This window comes from Pseudomonas sp. Leaf129 (genome assembly GCF_001423465.1).
GTDB lineage: Bacteria > Pseudomonadota > Gammaproteobacteria > Pseudomonadales > Pseudomonadaceae > Aquipseudomonas > Aquipseudomonas coleopterorum.
In genome coordinates, this window is sequence record NZ_LMOC01000007.1 from 209,639 (window position 1) to 232,650 (window position 23,012).

The window sequence follows — 23,012 nt, forward strand, 5'->3', positions numbered from 1 at the left end:
ATTCTACCCCATCGGCTTTTGTCTGGCATATGAAAGGCAGTCATCGCGTGGACAAGCGGGCTTCATGTCTGGTTGTGTCCACTCATGCCGTAGGAGCGGTCATCGGCCGCGAAAGCCTCACCGCAGTCCACCTGACCCACCGCATCGACCCATCGCGGCCAAAGACCGCTCCTACGGGGTCATATCCTGCGCGTAGTCACTGAAGCAGAAACAGCGCGTCGTTGCTGAACTGAGTCTCGAAGCGATGGGCCTGCATCGGGCGCCCGAACAGGTAGCCCTGAACCTCATCGCAGCCATGCTCGCGCAGGAACTCCAACTGTTCATGGGTTTCCACGCCCTCGGCGATGACCGAGAGATTCAGGCTGTGCGCCATGGCGATGATCGCCCGCGCAATCTGCGCATCCTGCTCGCCGGACGGCAGGCCATCGACGAAGGTGCGGTCGATCTTCAGCACGTCGATGGGGAACTGCTTCAGATAATTGAGCGACGAATAGCCAGTGCCGAAGTCATCGACGGCAATGCTCAAGCCGAGATTCTTCAAAGTGTCGAGAATCATCATGGCTTCGTTGACCTCGCGCATCAGGATGCTCTCGGTCAGTTCCAGCTCCAGGCACGCCGGTGGCAGACCAGTGATTTCCAGCATCCGGGCGATGCGATTGCCCAACTGACCATCGGCGAACTGCCGCGCGGAGATGTTCACCGAGATCTTGGGCACCCGCACTTTGGCCAGATGCCAGGCCTTGAGCTGGCGACAAGCCTCGGCCAGGACCCAGTCGCCCACATCTACTACCAGGCCAAGCTCTTCGAGCACCGGAATGAACTCGACCGGCGGCACCAGGCCACGGCGTGGATGATTCCAGCGCAACAAGGCCTCGGCACCGGTCAGGCGCTTGCCATCGCCGCTGAACTGCGGCTGGTAGTACAGCACGAATTCCTGTTGTTCCAGGGCGTGGCGCAGGTCGCTTTCCAGCTCCAGACGCTCCAGCGCCGTGGCGTTCATGTCGGCCTGGTAGAACTGGAAGTTGTTCTTGCCACGCTCCTTGGCGTGGTACATGGCCGTGTCGGCGTTTTTCATCAGTTGGCTCAGTTCGCTGCCGTCCTGAGGGCTCAAGGCGATGCCCACACTGGCGGTGACAAAGAACTCGCGGCCCTCCAGCACGAAGGGTTTGACCAGGCTGCCGAGAATCTGCTCTGCCACATGAATGGCCTGGTTCAAGGCCAGCTCGCGGGTGGCCCGCGGTTGCAGCAGCAGGGTGAACTCGTCGCCGCCCATGCGCGCCACCGTGTCGTCATCGTCGACGCAGCCCAGCAGACGCGTGGCCATGTCCTTGAGCATGCGGTCACCGGCGGCGTGGCCGAGGGAGTCGTTGATCGGCTTGAAACGGTCGAGGTCGAGGAACATCAGCACCACCCAGGATTGCTGGCGCTCGGCCTGCTGCAGGGCGTTGTACAGGCGGTCCTGGAACAGCGTGCGGTTGGGCAGGTGGGTCAGGGCATCGTAGTAGGCCAGGCGATGAATGCGCTGCTCACTGGCCTTGCGTTCGCTGATGTCGCTGAAGAAGCACACGTAGCTGGCCAGGTCGCCTTCGTCGTCGAGCACCGCCGTGATGCCGACCCAGGCCGGGTAGTGCTCGCCGTTGCGCCGCTTGAGCCAGACCTCGCCTTCCCAGGTGCCGCGCTGTTGCAGTTGCTTGAGCACGTAACGCAGGTGCGCTTCCTGCTGGTCATCCACGGTCAGCATGTTCGGCAACTGGTCCAGCACCTGGGCCACGGCATAACCGCTGACACGGCTGAAGGCCTCGTTGGCCTGCACGATGTAGCCCGCCGGATCGGTGATCAGAATCGCCGACGTCGAATGCTCGAACACCGTGGCGGCCATGCGCAGGTCCTTTTCGGCGCGACGTTGCTGGCTGACGTCGCGACCCACGCCCAGAATGCCTTCGAAAGTCCCCTGGGTGTCCCAGATCAACACCAGGCGTAGCTCGATGGGAATCTTGCGCCCGTCGTTGCGCAGGCAGTCGAACATGAACACCTGAGTCTTGAGGTCGCTGCGCAGGGCGGCCAGCTCGGCCGGCGCATGCAGCGCCTGGTGGACCTGGGTCACCAGCGCGTTGATACCCGTCAGCTGTGCAGGATTGGCCAGCATGCCCTGCCAGCCGTTCTGCATCACCCATTCCGCGTCGAAGCCCAGCACCGTCTGCACCGAAGGGCTGACGTAGTTCAGCTCCATGCGGTTGTTGGTGGAAAAGATCACGTCGCTGATGCTTTCGGCGAGCATGCGATGGCGTTTTTCGCTCTGGCGCAGCGATTCGCTCGCGGTCCTGTGGCTGGTGACGTCGGTGATACTGAGAATGACCGCGTGGTAATCCTTGGCGTGTTCGGGAAAGCGCACCGTCACCCACAGGTACTGATCGTGGCCCTGCTGGTTGTCCAGACGGATTTCCAGCTCCAATTGCTGCTGGCGCTGCAGCAGGGCCCCGATCAATTGATGGCCGATGCCAGTGGCCCGGTCCGACCAGCCTTCGATCAGCTTGCGCCACGCCTGGTCGTTCGTGTGCACCTGCAGCACGCGCAGGGCAACGTGGTTCACTTCGGTGATGCGCAGTGCCTGCAACAGCTCCTGACGGGTTGCCGGATTGTCCTCAAGCCACCGCCCAAGATCGGTGCGCTCGTTCAACCCCACCCGTTCGAACAACGGCAGCACACCCGATAGATCGAGCACGCACAGCGCCACGCCGGCGCCCTCGAAGATGTCCCGATAGCGCCGACGCTCTTCGTTGAGTTCGCGCTGACGGCGGCGCATGCTCAACAGCGCCAGCAACGGTACCAGCGAAATCAGCAGGCCCAGCAGGTATTTACCCACCAGCGGTGGCAGCAGTGCCAAGCGTGCCTGACGGGCGTCGAACAGGCTGCGCAGTTGCCAGTCGCTATGGCTCAGCTGGGTGACCAGCACACTCTGGTTCAGCTCGGTGGTGCTCAGTTCGGAGGCGCTGATCGGGGCAGGGTCGGTGCGGTTGATGACGTGCTTGTCGACATGGTTTTCCAAGACCCAGCCGGGGTTCTGCCCACGCTCGACCTGATGAATGAGCCGACTGATGACGATCGGGCTCATGCGCAGCAACCAGTAGCCATTGGTGTTTTCACCGGGCTGGCGGATCAACAGATAGACCAGGTCTGCCGCCGTGCTGTTGGTGTAGTAGTGGCTGTCGCCATCCAGGCGGCTGACCAGAACGGTGATGAAAGCATCGTCGTTCGCTTCGATCAAGGTGTCGGCGATGATTCGGGCATCGCCACTGAGCCAGGCCAGGCTTTGCAGCTCGGGCACCGAGCGACGTACACGGGTAACGGTTTCGGCACGTTCCCGGGCGCTGGGGAAGGGCTGGGTGGTGAGCAACTGGTTGAGCACGATCTGCGCATTGAGCGCCATGTTCAGGTTGACGTGATCGGCCAGGTCCGCACTGGAGTCGATGCTGTGCTGGCGTTGGTCTGCCTGAGTGCGCTGGAACTGATCGAACAGTTGCCAGAACAGCAGCATCAGCAGCATCAACACCAGTAATGCCAGCGCGCCCTTCAACGTGCCGTGCAGCGGAGTACCTGACCCTTGGACAGGCGGGCGCAAGGAGGACGGCTGATTGAGATTGGGCAAACTGAGCATCCTGCGATATGACAGTCGTGGGCAGGCATAGGCGTGTACCCAGGCATGGGCACATGAATCATGCGTGTTACACCTCGCACTATAAGCTGTAGCGCCCAAATCCGGCTAGATTTCTGTAGCGGCGCAGCGCGCCGCGCAAGGCGTGCCCAGTCCATGTAGCAGCGGCGCAAGCCGCGTCAGCAGACGCCACCGTACCGCGCCGCGATCCACCACCCCTGCAGACCATCGCCCAGGCACGCACTGGTTTGCCCTGACTCCCGCATTCCGGTAGCTTTGAACACCTTGCGGGGGCCCAAGCTTCCATCCTCTATCTCGCACCTTCTTTATCCAGGTTCATTCCATGGCTCAATACGTCTACACCATGCATCGGCTGAGCAAAGTCGTTCCGCCGAAGCGGGAAATCCTCAAGAACATCTCGCTGTCCTTTTTTCCCGGCGCCAAGATCGGCGTGCTCGGCCTCAACGGCTCGGGCAAATCCACCCTGCTCAAGATCATGGCCGGTGTCGACAAGGAGTTCGACGGCGAAGCCCGGCCGATGCCCGAGCTCAACGTCGGCTACCTGCCTCAGGAACCTCAGCTGGACCCGACCAAGACTGTGCGTGAAGTGGTCGAGGAAGCGGTCAGCGTGATCAAGGACGCCCAGGCTCGCCTGGACGAAGTCTACGCCGCCTACGCCGAGCCGGATGCCGACTTCGACAAGCTGGCCGCCGAACAGGCCAAGCTGGAAGCCATCCTGCAGGCCAGCGACGGCCACAACCTGGAGCGTCAGCTGGAAGTCGCCGCCGATGCCCTGCGCCTGCCGGCCTGGGATGCCAAGGTCGAGCATCTGTCCGGTGGCGAGAAGCGCCGCGTGGCCCTGTGCCGCCTGCTGCTGTCGGCTCCCGACATGCTGCTGCTCGACGAGCCGACCAACCACCTGGACGCCGACTCCGTCGCCTGGCTGGAGCACTTCCTGCACGATTTCCCCGGCACCGTGGTCGCGATCACCCACGACCGGTACTTCCTCGACAACGTCGCCGGCTGGATTCTCGAGCTCGACCGCGGCGCCGGCATCCCCTACGAAGGCAACTACTCGGGTTGGCTCGAAGCCAAGTCCGATCGCCTGGCTCAGGAATCCAAGCAGCAGTCGGCCCATGAAAAGGCCATGAAGGAAGAACTGGAATGGGTGCGCAAAGGCGCCAAGGCCCGCCAGTCCAAATCCAAGGCGCGCCTGCAGCGCTTCGAGGAAATGCAGTCCCAGGAATTCCAGAAGCGTTCGGAAACCAACGAGATCTATATCCCGGCCGGTCCGCGCCTGGGTGACAAGGTCATCGAATTCAAGAACGTCACCAAGGGCTATGGCGACCGCGTGCTGATCGACAACCTGTCGTTTGCCATGCCCAAGGGCGCGATCGTCGGCGTCATCGGTGGTAACGGTGCGGGTAAATCGACCCTGTTCCGCATGCTCATGGGCAAGGAACAGCCGGATTCGGGCTCCATCGAAATCGGCGAAACCGTGCAACTGGCCTGTGTCGACCAGAGCCGCGACGACCTGGACGGCAGCAAGTCGGTGTTCCAGCAGATTTCCGACGGCTCCGACCAGATCCGCATCGGCAACTACGAAATTCCTTCACGCACCTATGTCGGTCGGTTCAACTTCAAGGGCGGCGACCAGCAGAAGTTCGTCAAGGACCTGTCCGGTGGTGAGCGCGGTCGCCTGCACCTGGCGTTGACCCTCAAGGAGGGTGGCAACGTCCTGCTGCTCGACGAACCGTCCAACGACCTCGACGTGGAAACCCTGCGCTCGCTGGAAGAAGCCTTGCTGGACTTCCCGGGCGCAGCCATCGTGATCTCTCACGATCGCTGGTTCCTGGACCGCGTGGCAACGCACATCCTGGCCTACGAGGATGACTCCCTAGCGGTGTTCTTCGAAGGCAACTACACCGAGTACGAGGCCGATCGCAAGAAACGCCTGGGTGAGGCGGCTGCTCAGCCGCACCGTGTTCGTCACAAGAAGCTGGCGTAAATGAAAATGGGGCCCTGAAAAGGGCCCCATTTTTTTGTCTGACGATTGTGGACGGTCAGGGGCTCACGGCCCTGTCTGAATACCCGTGATTTCCACGGTCAGGTCGCCCGCCGGACGTCGCCAGACGCGCTCTTCACCCACTTCCGCACCCAACAGTGCCCGACCCAGGGGTGAGGCCCAGTTGATCAGGCCAACGCCCGCATCCGCTTGATCCTCGCCTACCAGGCACACACGCTGCTCGACACCTTGATCGTCGGCAAACGTAACCCAGCTGCCGATCTGCACTTTTGCCGTAGAGGTGATGGGCGCTACCACCTGAGCATGCTGCAGGCGGTGCTGATAGTAGCGCATGTCCCGCTCCAGATCGGCCATGCGCTGGCGATCGGCGCGCTCGCCCATCGCCGTCTGCTCGGCCTGCAGGATCTGCACTTCCGTAACCCGCGCCTGCAGCTGGGCCAGCCCACTGGCGGTCACGTAGTTGGGCTGGGTGCTGATCAGGCGTTCAACGGGTTGCGTCGCCTGAGCGGCAGCGTGGTCTTCATTGACGAATGCCCTGCTCATGATATTCCTCCCTTATGGGGCGGTATTGATCGCCCTGAGCGCAGGAGTGCCGCGAATCCAAAGACAACCCATGGCCGCAGCCTGGTGTCGCAAGCCAGCATGACTCCTACAGTAACCACTGCTTGTACAGGTTAGGCCGCAATATCCGGTCATAGTTGCATTCGCCACCGTTGCCTCGAACGCTTCCAGGCAGAGCCGAGCACCCGGCTAGTAGTGGTACCACTTGACCTCGAGCATGACCTCGTTGCGTGGCGAGCTCAGATGGCTGAAATCGCGTTGCGCGCTCAGGCGCAGCCCCAGGTTGCGGGACACTTCCCACTGCTGGTTCAGGCTCAGGCTACGGCGCACCTCGCCATTGGCAAAGTAGTCGCCCTTGCCTTCGAGGCTGAAGTTGCCCAGGGCGTTCTTCCACAGCACACCGCTGTTGAACCCTGCCGCCGGCGCTACGAACTGGGCGAAGTCATTGTTGTGCTCCACCCGCACCGTGCCCAGGGCGAAGCCGAGCACCTGTTCGCTGAGCTGCCAGGTGCCACCGGCGCCGCCATTGACATGGGAGACCAGGTTCTCGTCACCGTGTTTGCCCAGCACCCGTTCCAGACCGCCGGTCACTTGCCAGGACAGCGGCTGCAGCAGCTCGTTGCGCGGCGTCAGCGAGCGGATGGTGGCCAGATCCAGTTGCTGCACCTGCCATTTGTTGCCTTCGTACTGCCGCACTTTCAGGCCGAGAATCTCGATCTGCGCGCCGAGCGGAAAGCCTTCGGCGTTGTCATTGAGGTCGTGATAGGCCATGCGCAGACCGTACTCGGCGAACGCGGTATCGCCGCGAGTGCCGACACCCGCGCTCCAGGTCCGCGACTGATGACCGTCCTCGGGCAAGCCGGGACGGTCGATGGCCAGCGGCGGTGGCGGATTGCGATTGATCGCACGCAGCAGTTGGAAGCTGCGCTGGGTCCGCGCCGGATCGCGCTCCTGGCCGGTGGCCCGGTAGCGTTCCAAGCGAAAGGCGGCATCCTGGATCAACGCCTGGCGGTCCTTGCCTAAGGCCTGGAAACCTTCGCTGTCGATCTGCGCCGTATCGGCGGCGATCTTCTGCACCCATTGCTGCTCGCTGCTGTCCAGCGGCTTGGCGCGTTCGAGCAGTTCCCGCTCGCGGGACGCACGGTAATCGATCTTCTCGACCAGGCCGGCCGCTTTCACCGCTTTCACGGTGTCCGTGGGAATGGCGGTCAGGGGGAACTGCGAAGTCAGGTCCAGGCCCGGCCGGGCCACCTGGAGCAGTTCGAGCAGGCGATACGAGCAGTTTTCGTCAAAGAAGAAATAATCGAACTGCACCTGCTTGAGTTCCCACACATGCTCGACCATGCGCCCGGTCTCTTCAGGTGTGAGGTTGAGCCGGTACTCCCACAGGTCGCGGTTTTCCAGGCTGCGGTACTCGGAGAGCTTTTCCTGGTAGGGCACCAGGGCGAACAAGCCCGGATAGCCCCCGGCCAACCCCTTCCAGGCATACAGAATGCTGTTGTCGCTGCCTTCGACGTAGGCGCCGAAATTGATCGCATAGCTGAGCAAGGCAGTGTTGTTGCTCTGCACATCGGCCTGATCGATGCGCAGCAGGGTGTGCCCGAACATCGACGAAGGACTGTTCAAATACGCCGCCGGGAAAATCAGCACGGCGCTGTGGGGCGCAACGTCCGAGAACCACTTGGTGAATTCGGCACACTCCACGGTCGGCAGGTCAGTCAGACCCAACTGTTGCCGCAGCCACCGAGTGCGCGCAGGAAACACACACTGCGCATGCTTGTCGCCGGTGGCCGCAGGTGCATAGATCGCCTGCAGCGTAGCCTGCAGTTCGGCGTCCGGATGGTGCGCGCCGTCGTCGGCCAGAAAGAATTTGCGGTCATCGACGTAGCTGCGCCAGCCGCCGAGCTTGCCGCGCTCGTAGTGGCCAACAGAAATCCAGTAGGGATCGTTCGCCAATTGTTGCAGACGCTGAGCGTCGATGTGCGGAGCGGCGTGCAGCGGGGCGCACACACAGAGCGCCAGGGAGGCAAGGCGTTTGAGCATGGTCGGCAACTAGTTCGGCGAAATCGGAAAGGGGGGATGCCCGCCCCGGAAGGAGCGGGCGGGTCGAGCTTAAGCCTGGGTGGCGTATTTGGCCAGACGTGGATCGTTTTTCAGAACGGCGATGGTGTTGCTGTGCACGTCTTCAGCAGTGCTGTCGGCGCTGCTGAAGATCTGCTGGAAGTGCTCGTGGGTGACCGACTGGAAGTAGGCACGGTCTTCGGGAGCGACGCCCAGTACCACGGCATAGGTGGTCAGTGCTTCGCCTTGGCCCTTGGCCATGTCTTCGGACAGCTCGTCCATCATGCCATTCATGGCAATCCAGGATTTACCGCCGTAGGTCAATGCCGCGTTGGTCGAGCAACCGTTGGTGCCCGAGGTCATGCCGAAGGTGGCGTTGCCCGAAGTGCCGTTGGTGGTGGAAGCCAGGAAGTGCGCAGGCGTGCCGCGCTGGCCTTCGAACAACATGTTGCCCCAACCGCAATCCGGACCACCGGGCGCTTGCGCCATGGCGTTGATCGAGACGGCGGCGAACAGAGTACCCAGCAGAATCCGTTTCATAGCGTTGTTCTCTTTTTGATGTGCTTACTGAGGGTCTAATGCCTGGCGAACCAGGACGGGTCGGTTATTGGGCCGACCGCGTAACTTGGAGTTTAGGCAAGCGTTGCAGTTCCGCACGAAATGACTAAGTTGCAGCCTCGCTCGGCAAGCCCCGGTGCAGCTTGCGCCGTCGCTACAGAAGCGCCCAGAATGACAGCATCTGTCCCGCCGAAGTAAGGATGCCCGATGCCCGATTCTGTAGCTGCCAGCCTGCGTCTTGCGCCCGAGGCACTGACCCGCCCGTTTTCAGCTGAACAGTTCAACTTCACCACCACCAACGACCTGGAGCCCTTTCGCGGCGTGCTGGGTCAGGAACGCGCCGTCGAGGCCTTGCAGTTCGGTGTCGCCATGCCGCGCCCCGGCTACAACGTGTTCGTCATGGGCGAGCCCGGCACCGGCCGCTTCTCGTTCGTCAAACGCTACCTCAAGGCCGAAGGCAAGCGCCTGCAGACCCCAGCCGACTGGGTCTACGTCAACAACTTCGACGAGCCGCGCGAACCCCGCGCCCTCGAGCTGCCGCCCGGTAGTGCCGGCGCGTTCATCGGCGACATCGGTGCACTCATCGACAACCTGCTGGCGACCTTTCCGGCGGTGTTCGAGCACCCGTCCTACCAGCAACGCAAGAGCGCCATCGACCGTGCGTTCAATCAGCGCTATGACCGCGCCCTGGATGTGATCGAAAAGCTGTCGCTGGAAAAGGACATTGCCCTGTACCGCGACAGCAGCAACATCGCCTTTACCCCGATGCTCGACGGCAAGGCCTTGGACGAAGCCGAATTTGCCCAGTTGCCCGAGGCTGACCGCGAGCGTTTTCACACCGACATTTCCAATCTGGAAGAGCGTCTCAACGAAGAACTGGCCAGCCTGCCGCAGTGGAAGCGCGAGTCGAGCAACCAGCTGCGCCAGCTCAACGAAGAGACCATCACCCTGGCCCTGCAACCGCTGCTGGCGCCGTTGTCGGAAAAGTATGCCGAGAACGCCGCCGTGTGCGGCTACCTGCAGGCCATCCAGGTCAACCTCCTCAAGACCGTGGTCGAGCAGCTGGTCGATGACAGCAAGGCCGACGCCCAGGCCCGCAAGCTGCTGGAAGAACAGTACAGCCCCAGCCTGGTCGTCGGTCATCACCAGAGCGGTGGCGCGCCGGTGGTGTTCGAACCGCACCCCACCTACGACAACCTGTTCGGCCGGATCGAATACAGCACCGATCAGGGCGCGCTCTACACCACCTACAAGCAGCTGCGCCCCGGCGCACTGCACCGCGCCAACGGTGGCTTCCTGATCCTGGAAGCCGAGAAGATGCTGGGTGAACCCTTCGTCTGGGATGCGCTCAAGCGCGCCCTGCAATCGCGCAAGCTCAAGATGGAATCGCCACTGGGCGAGTTCGGGCGCCTGGCCACCGTCACGCTGACACCGCAGATGATCCCCTTGCAGGTAAAAGTCATCATCATCGGCGCTCGTCAGCTGTATTACGCGCTGCAGGACCACGATCCCGACTTCCAGGAGATGTTCCGCGTCCTGGTGGACTTCGATGAAGACATCCCAATGGTCGACGAGAGCCTGGAGCAGTTCGCCCAGCTGCTCAAGACCCGCACCTCGGAGGAGGGCATGGCGCCGCTGACCGGTGACGCCGTTGCGCGCTTGGCCACGTACAGTGCTCGCCTGGCGGAAAACCAGGGGCGTCTGTCGGCACGCATCGGTGATCTGTTCCAGCTGGTCAGCGAGGCGGACTTCATCCGCCACCTGGCCAACGAAGAGCGCACCGACGCCGGTCACATCGAGCGCGCGCTCAAGGCCAAGGCGACCCGCACCGGTCGGGTCTCGGCGCGTATCCTCGACGACATGCTGGCCGGCATCATCCTGATCGACACCACCGGCGCTGCGGTGGGCAAGTGCAACGGGCTGACGGTACTGGAAGTGGGCGATTCGGCGTTCGGTGTACCGGCGCGTATTTCGGCTACGGTGTACCCGGGCGGCAGCGGCATCGTCGACATCGAACGCGAGGTCAACCTGGGCCAGCCGATCCACTCCAAGGGCGTGATGATCCTCACCGGCTACCTGGGCAGCCGCTACGCGCAGGAGTTTCCCCTAGCCATTTCTGCCAGCATCGCCTTGGAGCAGTCCTACGGGTACGTGGATGGCGACAGTGCGTCTCTGGGCGAGGCCTGCACCTTGATCTCGGCGCTGTCGAAGATGCCGCTCAAGCAGTGTTTCGCGATCACCGGCTCGATCAATCAGTTCGGTGAAGTGCAGGCTGTGGGAGGCGTCAACGAGAAGATCGAGGGCTTCTTCCGTCTGTGCGAGGCCCGTGGCCTGACCGGCGAGCAGGGCGCAATCATTCCCCAGGCCAACGTGGCCACACTGATGCTCGACGAAAAAGTCCTGCAGGCGGTGCGCGACGGCAAGTTCCACGTCTACGCCGTGCGCCAGGCCGACGAGGCGCTGAGCTTGTTGGCCGGCGAGCCTGCCGGTGAGCCCGACGAGAACGGCGCGTTCCCCGAGGGCAGCATCAACGCCCGTGTGGTGGAGCGGCTGCGGGTCATTGCGGAAATGATCAGCGAAGAAGACCTCAAGGAAGCTGAAAAGGAACAGGCGCTAGAAGAACTGGTCGAGGTCCGGCCGACGGTGTAGATCCCTGTAGGGTCACGGGACAGCTGGCGGGTAGAGCCATCCGTCAGCTGAACCAGGGCCAGCGGTCAATCCCTTCTATGCTCCAATCATGACCCCTCGCGAGCCGCCCCCGGCTCTACGGGGCAATGGTGTATGCCAGAGGAGGGTGGCCATGGCCCGCAGCCTGAGCCTCAACCGTCAATGCCTGGGACTGATGACCCGGATCGAATGCAGTGTTCGTCCGCTGGCGGGAGAGAATGGCCTGTGGACGCTGTTGTTCGCTGCCGGGATGGCGGGTGAGCAACCCAGCGCACTCAAGGCGCAAGGCCCTTTCCATGGCCCGCTGGCTGCCGAAGCGGTGCTGGAAGCCATCGTCGACAGCTTGACGCTGCACGGTTACAGCCTCAGCGATGACCCACAGATGTGGGCCGTGCACCTGCAACGCCAGTTGCGCACACTCAATGGGCTTCGTGGCACGCCGAGCGTTCGCTACCGGCTCCCTGAACACTGACCTGCCTGCATAGCACACGGCTGCGACACACCGTCGCACGTCGTGCTTTGTCATGGGCGTGGCTATAATCGGCTCCAATTTCCACCACCCTGTGAGCCTCAATGGAACGCTTCATCGAAAAAACCATGTACGCCTCGCGCTGGTTGCTGGCGCCGATCTACGTCGGCCTGTCGCTGGGACTGCTGGCGCTGGCCCTGAAATTCTTCCAGGAAATCTTCCACGTCCTGCCCAACATCTTCGCCATGGCCGAATCCGAAGTGATTCTGGTGCTGCTCTCGCTCATCGACATGGCGCTGGTGGGCGGTCTGCTGGTGATGGTGATGATTTCCGGCTATGAGAACTTCGTTTCGCAGCTGGACATCGAAGATGGCGTAGAGAAGCTCAGCTGGCTGGGCAAGATGGATTCCTCTTCCCTGAAGATGAAGGTAGCCGCCTCGATCGTGGCCATTTCCTCCATCCACCTGTTGCGCGTGTTCATGGATGCCAAGAACATCGAGCCGCAGTACCTGATGTGGTACGTGATCATCCACATGACCTTCGTCGTCTCGGCTTTCGCCATGGGCTATCTGGACAAGCTGACCAAGCACTGAGGCCACCTGTGCCGCGCGCTGGCACAGCCCGCGCTGCTGAAGTGCGGGCACGCAGTGTGCTAGTCTGCTCGCCCTTTTATCCGGGCGCGCCCTTCATCCCCGCATGAAGACCCTGGCGCGGCCCCGCAGCGGAGCAGTGTGATGTCCGAAGTACAATTGTCGACCGACGAAACCCGCGTGAGCTATGGCATTGGCCGCCAGTTGGGCGGCCAGCTGCGCGACAACCCGCCACCGGGCGTAAGCCTGGAAGCCATTCTGGTTGGCCTGACCGACGCGTTCCGTGGCCATGAGAGCCGTGTGAGCGAAGAAGAGCTGAATGCCAGCTTCAAGGTCATCCGCGAGATCATGCAGGCCGAGCAGCAGGCCAAGGCCGAAGCCGCAGCAGGCGAAGGCAAGGCGTACCTGGCAGAAAATGCCAAGCGTGCCGAAATCACCACCACGGCCAGTGGCCTGCAGTACGAAGTGCTGAGCACCGGCGAAGGCAGCAAGCCGTCCGGCGACAGCACCGTGCGCGTTCACTACCACGGCACCCTGACCGATGGCACCGTGTTCGACAGCTCCTACAACCGTGGCGAGCCCGCTGAATTTCCGGTCAACGGCGTGATCGCCGGCTGGACCGAAGCCCTGCAATTGATGCCTGCCGGCAGCAAGTGGCGCGTGCACGTTCCTAGCGAACTGGCCTACGGCGCCCAGGGCGTCGGTAGCATCCCGCCACACAGCGTGCTGGTGTTCGACGTGGAACTGCTCGAAGTCCTGTAACGCCTCGGGGTAATCCAAGGGCACCGCACGACCGCCGACGCGGCTCGCGCCGCTGCTACAGGGATACGCGCTCCTGTAGCAGCGGCGCAAGCCGCGTCCGCCCCATCGCGATCCCCCGCCTCACGCATCCCCCTGTAGCAGCGGCGCAAGCCGCGTCTGCCCTATCGCGATCCCCCGCCTCACGCATCCCCCTGCAGCAGCGGCGCAAGCCGCTTCCGGCCCCATCGCGATCCCCACCCCACCACGATTCCCCGCTTCACGCGTCCCCCTGTAGCAGCGGCGCAAGCCGCGTCGGCGGTACATGCGGTCCCTCAGACACCCCGCACCCTCAATGCAATTCCCCCATTGGCCGCAATGCGCGGGCGTAGCAGAACAGAAAGAGGTTGCGCACCAACTCCTTCAACACCACAGGCTCGCTGGAGCTCAAACCATGCAGATCCAGATCCCCCTGATCACGCAGTTCATCCAACGCGTCTTCGCCGAGCACGGCACAGACTTCGCCAGTATCACGATGCAGGATGCGCAGGTAGGGATGTGGGCGGTCCAGCCAGGCGTCGATCAGATAGGTCATGGCAATTCTCCTTGAAAGGTTTCAATGAGAATAATTCTTATTTAAATAATAGCAAGAGACTATTTGCCATCGCCGGGCATTGCGCCCCTGAAAGCCATGCCGGCCGCCTCACGACGGCTCGGACCGCTGGTCGGGCTGGACGTCAGACCTTGCGCACGAACTCGGACTTGAGCTTCATGGCGCCGATGCCATCGATCTTGCAATCGATATCATGGTCACCGTCGCACAGGCGAATGTTCTTCACCTTGGTACCGACCTTGACCACCAGCGAAGAGCCCTTGACCTTGAGGTCCTTGATCACGGTGATGGTGTCACCGTCAGCCAAAACGTTGCCCACCGAATCCTTGATCACCAAGGCATCGCCGTCGGCACTTTCTTCGCCGGTTGCCGACCATTCATGGCTGCATTCAGGGCAGATCAGCTGGGTGCCGTCTTCGTAGGTGTATTCGGATTGGCATTTGGGGCAGGGCGGCAGCGTGCTCACGAGATTCCTCGAGGTAGAGAATAAAGGCACGCAGTATATAGGGTTTTTGCAGGCGAAGCCCTTGTAGGAAACGGCTACTGCAGAGTGGGGTACCTGTGGGAGCAGACTCTGCCCGCGAAGGGCTCAACCCCCAACCCACTGTAGAATCAAATACCTGTGGGAGCGGGGCGGGCGGCGAGCCCTCTGCCCGCGAAGGGCGCACCACCGAATCAGTGCGTACGCGCCACCGCAAACTCGCTGAGCTCGATCAATGCATCCCGATACTGGCTGGCAGGCAGCACTTCGAGCTGGGCAATGGCCTTGGACACATAATCGCGGGCCAGACGCGCGGTGTAATCCAGCGCCCCGCAGTCCTCAACCGCCACACGGATGCGCTCCAGATCCTCGATCCCGCCTTTCTGGATCGCCTGCCGCACCAGTGCTGCCTGTTCGGCGTTACCTTCACGCATGGTGTAGATCAGCGGCAAGGTCGGCTTGCCCTCGGCCAGGTCGTCACCCACGTTCTTGCCCAAAGTCTCGGCGTCGCCGCGATAGTCGAGCAGATCGTCGACCAGCTGGAATGCAACACCCAGGTGGTCACCAAACGTGCGCAGTGCCTCGCACTGTTCGGCGCTGGCGCCGGTGAGCGCTGCAGCACTGTGCGCCGAGGCTTCGAAGAGCATCGCGGTCTTGCCGCGGATCACTTCCATGTAGATCTCTTCGGTGGTGCTGGCGTCGCGTACCTTGGACAACTGCAGCACTTCGCCCTCGGCGATGATGCGCGTGGCGTGTGAAAGAATCTTCATCACCGACATCGAGCCCAGCTCGACCATCATTTCGAAGGAGCGCGAATAGAGGAAGTCGCCGACCAGCACGCTCGGAGCATTGCCCCACTTGGCGTTGGCGGTGGAGCGGCCGCGACGCATGCCGGACATGTCGACCACGTCATCGTGCAGCAGGGTCGAGGTGTGCAGCAGCTCGATGGTGGCCGCCAGCAGCCGCAGGTCATCGCTTTGATGGCCCAGGGCTTTGCCAGCGAGCAACACCAGCAGCGGGCGCAGGCGCTTGCCTCCGGAGGAGGTAATATAGTCGCTGATCGTCGATACCAGCGGCACACGCGAGGTCAGCTGCTTCTTGATGATCTCGTCGACGGCGCTGAAATCGTCCGCCACCGCGCGGTAGAAAGCTTGGGGTTGCATCAGCGAGAGTCGCTCCAGAAGGGTTGCGCGGCATGCTAGGACGCGGGTTGGAGCGTGTCAAGGCGCGTCCGTGGCCCGCAACGCCCGTATGCCGGGCAGGAAGCTGGTCGTGAACCTGCGCCGGCATCGTTTTGCCCGCAGCGCCCAACCGTTCGGGCGACTGGCGGCCTCTTGTCAGCGGTTCATGGCTTGCGTACAATCGCGCACCCTGAACTTCCTGGGCAGCACCTGCCTTACGCAATTGCATTTGGGGCGTTCCAACCCATGCAGCCATGCCAGCCGACACTCTACTTATAAAGAGCTGGGTGAGCAGGATTATCGGAGAAATACCATGTCGTACGCAGTAATCGTTACCGGTGGCAAGCAATACAAGGTCGCCCCAGGTGAATACCTGAAGATCGAAAAACTGGAAATCGCCACCGGCGAATCCGTTACCTTTGATCGCGTTCTGTTGGTCGCCAATGGCGACGACGTGAACATCGGCGCTCCAGTGGTTGCCGGCGCTACCGTTGTGGCTGAAGTGATTTCCCAAGGTCGTCACGATAAGGTCCGCATCATCAAGTTCCGTCGTCGTAAGCACCACATGAAGCGCATGGGCCACCGCCAGTGGTACACCGAGATCAAAATCACCGGTATTCAGGCGTAATTTCAGCCTAATTCCTCACTAGGAGAATTGACTCATGGCACACAAAAAAGCTGGTGGTAGTACCCGTAACGGTCGCGACTCAGAAGCCAAACGCCTTGGCGTGAAGATGTATGGCGGCCAGGCTATCATCCCAGGCAACATCATCGTGCGTCAGCGCGGCACCCAATTCCACGCTGGCTACGGCGTTGGCATGGGTAAAGATCACACCCTGTTCGCGAAAGTCGCAGGCGTGATCAAGTTCGAAGTAAAGGGCGCCTTCGGTCGTCGTTACGTGAGCGTTGTCGCAGCCTAATCGCGACGTCGCTGGAGAAGCCCTGTCTTGCGACGGGGCTTTTTCGTTTATGGAGTGAGTCTCTTGCAAAGGTTTGCATGGGCTGTCGGTACGTGAGTCATTGACGGGTTTGCCGCGCTCATTTTTGCAAGAGCCTTACGTTTCAGGTTCATTGGCTCGCCCTGGCGGCGAGAGGCGTATTTTTAATGAAGTTTGTAGATGAAGTGTCCATCCGCGTGAAGGCGGGTGATGGTGGCAACGGCTGCATGAGCTTTCGCCGCGAAAAATTCATCGAGAATGGCGGCCCCAACGGCGGCGACGGTGGTGATGGCGGCTCGATCTACATGATCGCCGACGAAAACCTCAACACCCTGGTCGACTACCGTTATACCCGTCACTTCGATGCCGAGCGCGGCGCCAACGGCGGCAGCACCGACTGCACCGGCAAGAAGGGTGAAGACCTGGAGTTGCGCGTGCCGGTAGGCACCACGGTGATCGACGCCTCCACTCAGGAAGTCATCGGTGACCTGGTCAAGGCTGGTCAGCGCCTGCTCGTGGCCCATGGTGGCTGGCACGGCCTGGGCAACACCCGATTCAAATCCAGTACCAACCGTGCACCGCGCCAGACCAGCCCAGGCAAACCAGGCGAGCAGCGCGATCTCAAGCTGGAGATGAAAGTGCTGGCTGACGTCGGTCTGCTGGGTCTGCCCAATGCCGGTAAAAGCACCTTTATCCGCTCGGTGTCTGCAGCCAAGCCCAAGGTGGCCGATTACCCGTTCACCACTCTGGTCCCCAACCTGGGCGTGGTGAGTGTCGACCGCTGGAAGAGCTTCGTCGTGGCCGACATTCCGGGCCTGATCGAGGGGGCTTCCCACGGTGCCGGTCTGGGCATCCGCTTCCTCAAGCATCTGGCGCGTACCCGCATTCTGCTGCATCTGGTCGACATGGCGCCGCTGGATGAAACCAGTGCTGCCGACGCCGCCGAAGTGATCGTCAACGAGCTGGTCAAATTCAGCCCGTCCCTGGCCGAGCGCGAGCGTTGGCTGGTGCTCAACAAGTGCGACCAGATCCTGGAAGAAGAGCACGAAGAGCGCGTCAAGGAGATTGTCGATCGCCTGGAGTGGGAAGGTCCGGTCTATGTGATCTCGGCCATCGCCAAGGAAGGTACCGAGCGCCTGAGCCGTGACATCATGCGCTACCTGGAAGATCGTGCCGACCGTCTGGCGCGCGATCCGGCCTATGCCGACGAACTGGCCGAGCTCGATCAGCGCATCGAAGACGAAGCGCGCGCTCAGCTGCAGGCGCTGGACGACCAGCGCGCGCTGCGTCGCAGCGGCGTGAAGAGCGTCCACGATATCGGCGATGACGACGACTGGGATGAAGAAGACGCCGAAGACGGCCCGGAAATCATCTACGTCCGCGACTAGTGCGTATGGGTGCAGGTCCTGCTCCTGTAGGAGCGGTCCGCGGCCGCGAAGGGCGCACCGCGGTGTGCCTGGCACTCCACGGTGTCTTCTTCGCGGCCGATGACCGCTCCCACAGTGATCTCCAGTGTTAAACTAAACGCCGCTCACCATGAGCGGCGTTTTTGTTTTTCTACCGGGCAAAGGTTGGCAGATGATGCGGAGCAAGGTGACGGGCGCGCAGCGCTGGGTCGTGAAGATCGGCAGTGCGCTGCTGACCGCGGACGGCAAGGGTCTGGATCGCGCGGCGATGGGCGTATGGGTCGAGCAGATGGTTGCTTTGCACAACGCCGGGGTCGAGTTGGTACTGGTGTCTTCGGGTGCAGTGGCGGCCGGCATGAGTCGCCTCGGCTGGGCCAAGCGCCCCAGTGGCATGCACGAATTGCAGGCGGCCGCAGCTATCGGCCAGATGGGTCTGGTGCAGGCCTGGGAGTCGAGCTTCGCCGAGCATGGCCGGCACACCGCCCAGATTCTCCTGACCCACGACGACCTGTCCGATCGCAAGCGCTACCTCAATGCGCGCAGTACGCTGCGTACGCTGGTCGAGCTGGGCGTGGTGCCGGTCATCAACGAAAACGATACCGTGGTCACCGACGAGATCCGCTTCGGTGACAACGACACCCTGGCTGCTCTGGTGGCCAACCTGGTGGAAGCGGACCTGTTGGTCATTCTCACCGACCGCGACGGCATGTTCGATGCCGACCCGCGCACCAATCCCGATGCCCAACTGATCTTCGAAGCGCGCGCCGACGACCCGTCGCTCGACGCCGTCGCCGGCGGTACCGGCGGTGCGCTGGGTCGCGGCGGCATGCAGACCAAGTTGCGCGCCGCGCGCCTGGCCGCGCGCTCCGGAGCGCACACGGTGATCGTCGGTGGTCGTATCGAGCGTGTGCTCGATCGACTCAAGGCCGGCGAGCGGCTGGGTACGCTGCTGTCGCCCGAACGTGAAATGCTGGCCGCGCGCAAGCAGTGGCTCGCCGGGCATCTGCAGACTCGTGGCACTCTGGTGCTCGACGACGGGGCCGTGCAGGCCCTGACCGGTGGCCACAAGAGTCTGCTGCCGGTGGGCGTGAAAGTGGTGCAGGGCAGCTTCAGGCGCGGTGAGATGGTAGTGTGCGTGGCGCCGGATGGTCGCGAAGTCGCCCGCGGCCTAGCCAACTACAGTGCGCTCGAAGCACAGAAAATCATCGGTCAGTCGTCGGACGTCATCGAGCGCTTGCTGGGCTACATGGCCGAGCCCGAGCTGGTACACCGCGACAACCTGATCCTCGTTTGACCCCTACAGGAACGTTTCGATGAATGTGCTCAAGGCTTTCGCGGCCACCCTATTGTGCTTGCCGATGCTGGCGAATGCCGAGGAAATCGGTCAGGTGTCCACGGTGTTCAAGGTTGTCGGTCCCAATGATCGGATCGTCGTCGAAGCATTCGATGACCCCAAGGTGCCGGGTGTGACCTGCTACCTGTCGCGGGCCAAGACGGGCGGGGTGAAAGGTGGTCTGGGCTTGGCCGAAGACCGCGCCGAGGCGTCCATCGCCTGTCGCCAGGTCGGGCCGATCCAGTTGCCGGACAACTTGAAGGAAGGCGAGGAGGTGTTCAAGGAGCGCACGTCGCTGGTGTTCAAGACCATGCAGGTGGTGCGTTTCCATGACAAGAAGCGCAACGCGCTCGTGTACCTGGTCTACAGCGACCGCATGATCGAAGGCAGTCCGCAGAACGCCGTGACCGCCATCCCCATTCGTCCTTGGACCACCGAATAATTGCGGTGTGGCTTTCGCGGCCGATGACCGCTCCTACGGATGAAAATCCACGCCACCGTAGGAGCGGTCATCGGCCGCGAAAGGGGCCGCATCAATATTGCCTCTTTCATGCAGGCACAAAAAAGCCGACCCTGGGGTCGGCTTTTTCTACATCGTACAGCTGATCAGGCAGCAGCAGCCTGGTTCAGTGCTTTGATGTGGCCATTCAGACGGCCTTTGTGACGAGCAGCCTTGTTCTTGTGGATGATGCCTTTATCGGCCATACGGTCGATAACTGGCACGGCCAGAACATAAGCAGCTTGTGCTTTTTCGGCGTCTTTTGCGTCGATGGCTTTGACTACATTCTTGATGTAGGTGCGAACCATGGAACGCAGGCTGGCGTTGTGGCTGCGACGCTTCTCAGCCTGTTTTGCACGTTTTTTGGCGGAAGGTGAGTTGGCCACCGTCGAGCTCCTCGAAAGACTTTTTGAAATAGCAAACAAATAAGGCCGCGAATCATGCCCATCAACGAGTTGGTTGTCAAGGGTACGTGAAACGATCCGCTAAGTGGTCGGTCGGTGTCGAAGTGATTCACTTCTGGCCAGTGACCTGTACACTCGCGAGGTTTTGGCTCTGCCTGCTGATGCGGCGCGGAGTATCGCACACCTGGGCCGGATATGGGCCTGCTCTTCGTCAACGGGCATGAAAAACTTTCGATGAATCTACTCAAATCCCTGGCCGCGGTCAGCTCCATCACCATGGTTTCGCGGGTGCTGGGCTTCGTCCGCGACACCATCATCGCGCGCATCTTCGGCGCCGGCATGGCCACCGACGCCTTTTTCATCGCCTTCAAGCTGCCCAACCTGCTGCGCCGGATCTTCGCCGAGGGCGCGTTCTCCCAGGCCTTCGTGCCGATTCTCGCCGAGTACAAGAACCAGCAAGGCGAGGAGGCCACACGCACCTTCATTGCCTACGTCGCCGGCCTGTTGACCTTGGCCCTGGCGCTGGTCACGGTGGCCGGGATCCTGGCCGCACCCTGGGTCATCTGGGCCACCGCGCCAGGCTTCGCCGATACCCCTGAGAAATTCCAGCTCACCACCGACCTTCTGCGGGTGACCTTTCCTTATATATTGCTGATCTCGCTATCGTCCTTCGTCGGTGCGATCCTCAATACCTACAACCGTTTTTCGGTGCCGGCCTTCACGCCTACACTGCTCAACGTGTCGATGATCCTGTTCGCCCTGTTCCTCACGCCGTACTTCGATCCGCCGGTGATGGCGCTTGGCTGGGCGGTCCTGGCGGGCGGACTGGCGCAATTGCTCTATCAACTGCCCCATCTGAAACGACTCGGCCTGCTGGTACTGCCGCGTCTGAGCCTGCGCGACACCGGCGCCGTGCGCGTGATGAAGCAGATGCTGCCGGCCATTCTCGGGGTGTCGGTCAGCCAGATATCGCTGATCATCAACACTATCTTCGCCTCTTTTCTGGTAGCAGGCTCGGTCTCGTGGATGTACTACGCCGATCGCCTGATGGAGCTGCCTTCGGGCGTGCTGGGGGTGGCGCTGGGTACCATTCTGTTGCCGACCCTTTCCAAGACCTACGCCAACAAGGACCGCCATGAGTACTCGCGCATCCTCGACTGGGGGCTGCGTTTGTGCTTCGTGCTGGTGCTGCCTTGCGCCGTGGCCCTGGCATTGCTCGCCGAGCCGTTGACCGTGGCCCTGTTCCAGTACGGCAAATTCACCGCTCTGGATGCGGCCATGACCCAGCGCGCGCTGATCGCCTATTCCATCGGTCTGTTGGGCATCATCCTGATCAAGGTGCTGGCGCCGGGTTTCTATGCGCAGCAGAACATCCGTACGCCGGTGAAGATCGCGCTTTTCACGCTGGTGGCTACGCAGGTCTTCAACCTGATGTTCATCAGCCACCTGCAGCACGCTGGCCTGGCGCTGGCCATCAGCCTGGGTGCCTGCCTGAACGCCGGGCTGCTGTATTGGAAGCTGCGCCAGCAGGACCTGTTTCAGCCGCAACCCGGCTGGACCGTCTTTTTATGCAAGCTGGGCATCGCCGTGCTGGCCATGGCCGCCGCCTTGCTGGTATTGCTGCAGTACATGCCGGCATGGGCTGACGGCCAGATGCTCGAACGCTTCCTGCGCCTGGGGCTGCTGGTGTTGACAGGCGTGCTAGTGTATTTCGGAATGTTGTTAGCCATGGGCTTCCGCCTCAAGGACTTCGCCCGCCGCGGGCTGGCCTGATCCTTGGATGCCAGCGGTTTTGTGCATTAGCGAACATCCAAGCACGCTGTTGCCTGTCGTCGGCGCGTGGGTATGGTTATAATCGACCACTTTATGAGCAAGAAGCGCGTTATGCAGCTGGTTCGAGGCCTTCACAATCTGCGGCCCCAGCATCGGGGCTGCGCCGCCACCATTGGCAATTTCGACGGTGTCCACCGCGGCCATCAGGCTATCCTGGCGCGGCTGCGCGAGCGTGCCCGTGAGTTGGGCGTGCCCAGCTGCGTGGTGATCTTCGAGCCCCAGCCGCGCGAATACTTCAGTCCGCAGACCGCGCCGGCCCGCCTGGCCCGGTTGCGCGACAAGGTGCAGCTGCTGGCCGACGAACAGGTCGACCTGGTGCTGTGCCTGGCTTTCAACAAGCGCCTGAGCCAGCTCAGCGCCTCGGAGTTCGTCGACACCATCCTGATCGACGGCCTGGGCGTGAAGCATCTGGAAGTCGGCGACGACTTTCGTTTCGGCTGCGACCGGGCAGGGGACTTCGATTTCCTGACCCAGGCCGGCAGCCTTCAAGGCTTCACCGTCGAGGCGGCGCAGACCGTTGAACTGGACGGCCAGCGGGTGAGCAGCACCCAGGTCCGCAAGGCCTTGGCGGCGGCCGATTTCGAACGTGCCGAGCAACTGCTCGGCCGACCCTTCTGCATCGAAGGAAGGGTCCTGCATGGGCAGAAGCTGGCCCGCCAACTGGGCTGGCCTACTGCCAATGTGCAACTCAAGCGCCGTCGCGTGCCGCTGACCGGGGTCTACCTGGTGAGTGTCGACATCGATGGCAAGACCTGGCCGGGAGTCGCCAACATAGGCGTGCGGCCAACCGTTGCAGGTGATGGCAGTGCCCACCTGGAAGTGCATTTGCTGGACTTTGCCGGTGACCTCTATGGCCGGCATTTAACGGTGGCGTTCCACCACAAGCTGCGTGATGAGCAGCGTTTCGCCTCGCTGGAGGCGCTGAAGTCGGCGATCGATGCGGATGTCGCCGCCGCGCGTGCCCACTGGGCCAAGCCAACCGCTTAAATTGAAGAGCCTGAA

General features: G+C 62.1%; 19 protein-coding genes and 1 pseudogene. 12 read left to right on the forward strand and 8 right to left on the reverse strand.

Annotated features, from left to right (window positions below):
* Positions 1-196: 196 nt before the first annotated feature.
* Positions 197-2,815 (reverse strand): annotated as a pseudogene (locus ASF66_RS12500) (sensor domain-containing protein); the annotation flags it as partial.
* Positions 2,816-3,995: 1,180 nt separating this feature from the next.
* Here ASF66_RS12500 and ettA point away from each other — a divergent pair.
* Entirely contained in the window at positions 3,996-5,660 is a 1,665-nt protein-coding gene (gene ettA / locus ASF66_RS12505; RefSeq protein WP_056844073.1) for an energy-dependent translational throttle protein EttA, read from the forward strand.
* Positions 5,661-5,723: 63 nt separating this feature from the next.
* Here the strand turns inward: ettA and ASF66_RS12510 are convergent, their stop codons facing one another.
* The 3 genes from ASF66_RS12510 to ASF66_RS12520 form a co-directional block, all read right to left on the reverse strand.
* A complete protein-coding gene (locus ASF66_RS12510; protein ID WP_056844074.1) occupies positions 5,724-6,221 on the reverse strand; it encodes a GreA/GreB family elongation factor in 498 nt (165 codons plus the stop codon).
* 207 nt (positions 6,222-6,428) lie between these two features.
* Entirely contained in the window at positions 6,429-8,282 is a 1,854-nt protein-coding gene (locus ASF66_RS12515; protein ID WP_056844075.1) for an Lnb N-terminal periplasmic domain-containing protein, read from the reverse strand.
* A 69-nt stretch (positions 8,283-8,351) separates the two neighbouring features.
* The gene (locus ASF66_RS12520) at positions 8,352-8,840 is read right to left on the reverse strand and encodes a DUF3015 domain-containing protein (protein ID WP_043192793.1); all 489 of its coding nucleotides are present in this window, start codon (positions 8,838-8,840) and stop codon (positions 8,352-8,354) included.
* A gap of 225 nt (positions 8,841-9,065) precedes the next feature.
* Here ASF66_RS12520 and ASF66_RS12525 point away from each other — a divergent pair, with 225 nt between their 5' ends.
* From ASF66_RS12525 to ASF66_RS12540, 4 genes are all read left to right on the forward strand, one after another.
* Positions 9,066-11,507, forward strand: a complete 2,442-nt coding sequence (locus tag ASF66_RS12525) for a Lon protease family protein (RefSeq protein WP_049860936.1) — start codon at positions 9,066-9,068, stop codon at positions 11,505-11,507.
* A 151-nt stretch (positions 11,508-11,658) separates the two neighbouring features.
* Positions 11,659-11,997 carry a PA4575 family protein gene (locus ASF66_RS12530; protein ID WP_056844076.1) on the forward strand — a complete coding sequence of 113 codons (339 nt, stop codon included), beginning with the start codon at positions 11,659-11,661 and terminating at the stop codon, positions 11,995-11,997.
* A 101-nt stretch (positions 11,998-12,098) separates the two neighbouring features.
* On the forward strand, positions 12,099-12,587 hold the full coding sequence (locus ASF66_RS12535; RefSeq protein ID WP_056844077.1) for a TIGR00645 family protein: 489 nt from the start codon (positions 12,099-12,101) through the stop codon (positions 12,585-12,587).
* Between the two features lie 141 nt (positions 12,588-12,728).
* Positions 12,729-13,346 (forward strand): FKBP-type peptidyl-prolyl cis-trans isomerase, encoded by a 618-nt coding sequence (locus tag ASF66_RS12540; RefSeq protein ID WP_049860939.1) that lies wholly within the window; start codon positions 12,729-12,731, stop codon positions 13,344-13,346.
* 328 nt (positions 13,347-13,674) lie between these two features.
* Here the strand turns inward: ASF66_RS12540 and ASF66_RS12545 are convergent, their stop codons facing one another.
* The 3 genes from ASF66_RS12545 to ASF66_RS12555 all read right to left on the reverse strand — a co-directional run bounded on the left by ASF66_RS12545 (position 13,675) and on the right by ASF66_RS12555 (position 15,579).
* Complete coding sequence (locus ASF66_RS12545) at positions 13,675-13,917, reverse strand: PA4570 family protein (RefSeq protein WP_043192798.1); 243 nt, start codon at positions 13,915-13,917, stop codon at positions 13,675-13,677.
* Between the two features lie 142 nt (positions 13,918-14,059).
* Positions 14,060-14,401 carry a zinc ribbon domain-containing protein YjdM gene (locus tag ASF66_RS12550; RefSeq protein WP_056844078.1) on the reverse strand — a complete coding sequence of 114 codons (342 nt, stop codon included), beginning with the start codon at positions 14,399-14,401 and terminating at the stop codon, positions 14,060-14,062.
* Between the two features lie 209 nt (positions 14,402-14,610).
* Positions 14,611-15,579 (reverse strand): polyprenyl synthetase family protein, encoded by a 969-nt coding sequence (locus ASF66_RS12555; RefSeq protein WP_056844079.1) that lies wholly within the window; start codon positions 15,577-15,579, stop codon positions 14,611-14,613.
* A 331-nt stretch (positions 15,580-15,910) separates the two neighbouring features.
* Here ASF66_RS12555 and rplU point away from each other — a divergent pair, with 331 nt between their 5' ends.
* The 5 genes from rplU to ASF66_RS12580 all read left to right on the forward strand — a co-directional run bounded on the left by rplU (position 15,911) and on the right by ASF66_RS12580 (position 19,716).
* On the forward strand, positions 15,911-16,225 hold the full coding sequence (rplU, locus tag ASF66_RS12560) for a 50S ribosomal protein L21 (protein ID WP_003176051.1): 315 nt from the start codon (positions 15,911-15,913) through the stop codon (positions 16,223-16,225).
* 34 nt (positions 16,226-16,259) lie between these two features.
* On the forward strand, positions 16,260-16,517 hold the full coding sequence (gene rpmA / locus ASF66_RS12565) for a 50S ribosomal protein L27 (protein ID WP_008371588.1): 258 nt from the start codon (positions 16,260-16,262) through the stop codon (positions 16,515-16,517).
* Between the two features lie 185 nt (positions 16,518-16,702).
* Entirely contained in the window at positions 16,703-17,923 is a 1,221-nt protein-coding gene (gene cgtA, locus ASF66_RS12570; protein WP_056844080.1) for an Obg family GTPase CgtA, read from the forward strand.
* A gap of 193 nt (positions 17,924-18,116) precedes the next feature.
* Positions 18,117-19,235: a glutamate 5-kinase gene (gene proB / locus ASF66_RS12575; protein WP_056844287.1), complete on the forward strand. Its 1,119-nt coding sequence runs from the start codon at positions 18,117-18,119 to the stop codon at positions 19,233-19,235.
* A gap of 19 nt (positions 19,236-19,254) precedes the next feature.
* The gene (locus ASF66_RS12580) at positions 19,255-19,716 is read left to right on the forward strand and encodes a CreA family protein (protein ID WP_056844081.1); all 462 of its coding nucleotides are present in this window, start codon (positions 19,255-19,257) and stop codon (positions 19,714-19,716) included.
* Positions 19,717-19,880: 164 nt separating this feature from the next.
* On the opposite strand, the gene rpsT is transcribed toward ASF66_RS12580, so the two are convergent.
* Positions 19,881-20,159 carry a 30S ribosomal protein S20 gene (gene rpsT, locus ASF66_RS12585; protein WP_043192805.1) on the reverse strand — a complete coding sequence of 93 codons (279 nt, stop codon included), beginning with the start codon at positions 20,157-20,159 and terminating at the stop codon, positions 19,881-19,883.
* A gap of 252 nt (positions 20,160-20,411) precedes the next feature.
* On the opposite strand from rpsT, the gene murJ reads away from it, so the two are divergent.
* Positions 20,412-21,950, forward strand: coding sequence for a murein biosynthesis integral membrane protein MurJ (murJ, locus tag ASF66_RS12590; RefSeq protein ID WP_056844288.1), 1,539 nt, complete (start codon positions 20,412-20,414; stop codon positions 21,948-21,950).
* Between the two features lie 111 nt (positions 21,951-22,061).
* Positions 22,062-22,997: a bifunctional riboflavin kinase/FAD synthetase gene (gene ribF, locus ASF66_RS12595; protein ID WP_056844082.1), complete on the forward strand. Its 936-nt coding sequence runs from the start codon at positions 22,062-22,064 to the stop codon at positions 22,995-22,997.
* Positions 22,998-23,012: the final 15 nt, after the last annotated feature.

Bases quoted from the DNA above. Each gene is read 5' to 3' on its own strand.
- ASF66_RS12555 (WP_056844079.1), bottom strand. From the start codon at position 15,579: ATGCAACCCCAAGCTTTCTACCGCGCGGTGGCGGACGATTTCAGCGCC.
- ASF66_RS12525 (WP_049860936.1), top strand. From the start codon at position 9,066: ATGCCCGATTCTGTAGCTGCCAGCCTGCGTCTTGCGCCCGAGGCACTG.
- ASF66_RS12530 (WP_056844076.1), top strand. From the start codon at position 11,659: ATGGCCCGCAGCCTGAGCCTCAACCGTCAATGCCTGGGACTGATGACC.
- ASF66_RS12545 (WP_043192798.1), bottom strand. From the start codon at position 13,917: ATGACCTATCTGATCGACGCCTGGCTGGACCGCCCACATCCCTACCTG.
- ASF66_RS12580 (WP_056844081.1), top strand. From the start codon at position 19,255: ATGAATGTGCTCAAGGCTTTCGCGGCCACCCTATTGTGCTTGCCGATG.
- ettA (WP_056844073.1), top strand. From the start codon at position 3,996: ATGGCTCAATACGTCTACACCATGCATCGGCTGAGCAAAGTCGTTCCG.
- ASF66_RS12515 (WP_056844075.1), bottom strand. From the start codon at position 8,282: ATGCTCAAACGCCTTGCCTCCCTGGCGCTCTGTGTGTGCGCCCCGCTG.
- ribF (WP_056844082.1), top strand. From the start codon at position 22,062: ATGCAGCTGGTTCGAGGCCTTCACAATCTGCGGCCCCAGCATCGGGGC.
- ASF66_RS12510 (WP_056844074.1), bottom strand. From the start codon at position 6,221: ATGAGCAGGGCATTCGTCAATGAAGACCACGCTGCCGCTCAGGCGACG.
- murJ (WP_056844288.1), top strand. From the start codon at position 20,412: ATGAATCTACTCAAATCCCTGGCCGCGGTCAGCTCCATCACCATGGTT.
- rpmA (WP_008371588.1), top strand. From the start codon at position 16,260: ATGGCACACAAAAAAGCTGGTGGTAGTACCCGTAACGGTCGCGACTCA.
- ASF66_RS12520 (WP_043192793.1), bottom strand. From the start codon at position 8,840: ATGAAACGGATTCTGCTGGGTACTCTGTTCGCCGCCGTCTCGATCAAC.
- rplU (WP_003176051.1), top strand. From the start codon at position 15,911: ATGTCGTACGCAGTAATCGTTACCGGTGGCAAGCAATACAAGGTCGCC.
- ASF66_RS12540 (WP_049860939.1), top strand. From the start codon at position 12,729: ATGTCCGAAGTACAATTGTCGACCGACGAAACCCGCGTGAGCTATGGC.
- proB (WP_056844287.1), top strand. From the start codon at position 18,117: ATGCGGAGCAAGGTGACGGGCGCGCAGCGCTGGGTCGTGAAGATCGGC.
- cgtA (WP_056844080.1), top strand. From the start codon at position 16,703: ATGAAGTTTGTAGATGAAGTGTCCATCCGCGTGAAGGCGGGTGATGGT.
- ASF66_RS12535 (WP_056844077.1), top strand. From the start codon at position 12,099: ATGGAACGCTTCATCGAAAAAACCATGTACGCCTCGCGCTGGTTGCTG.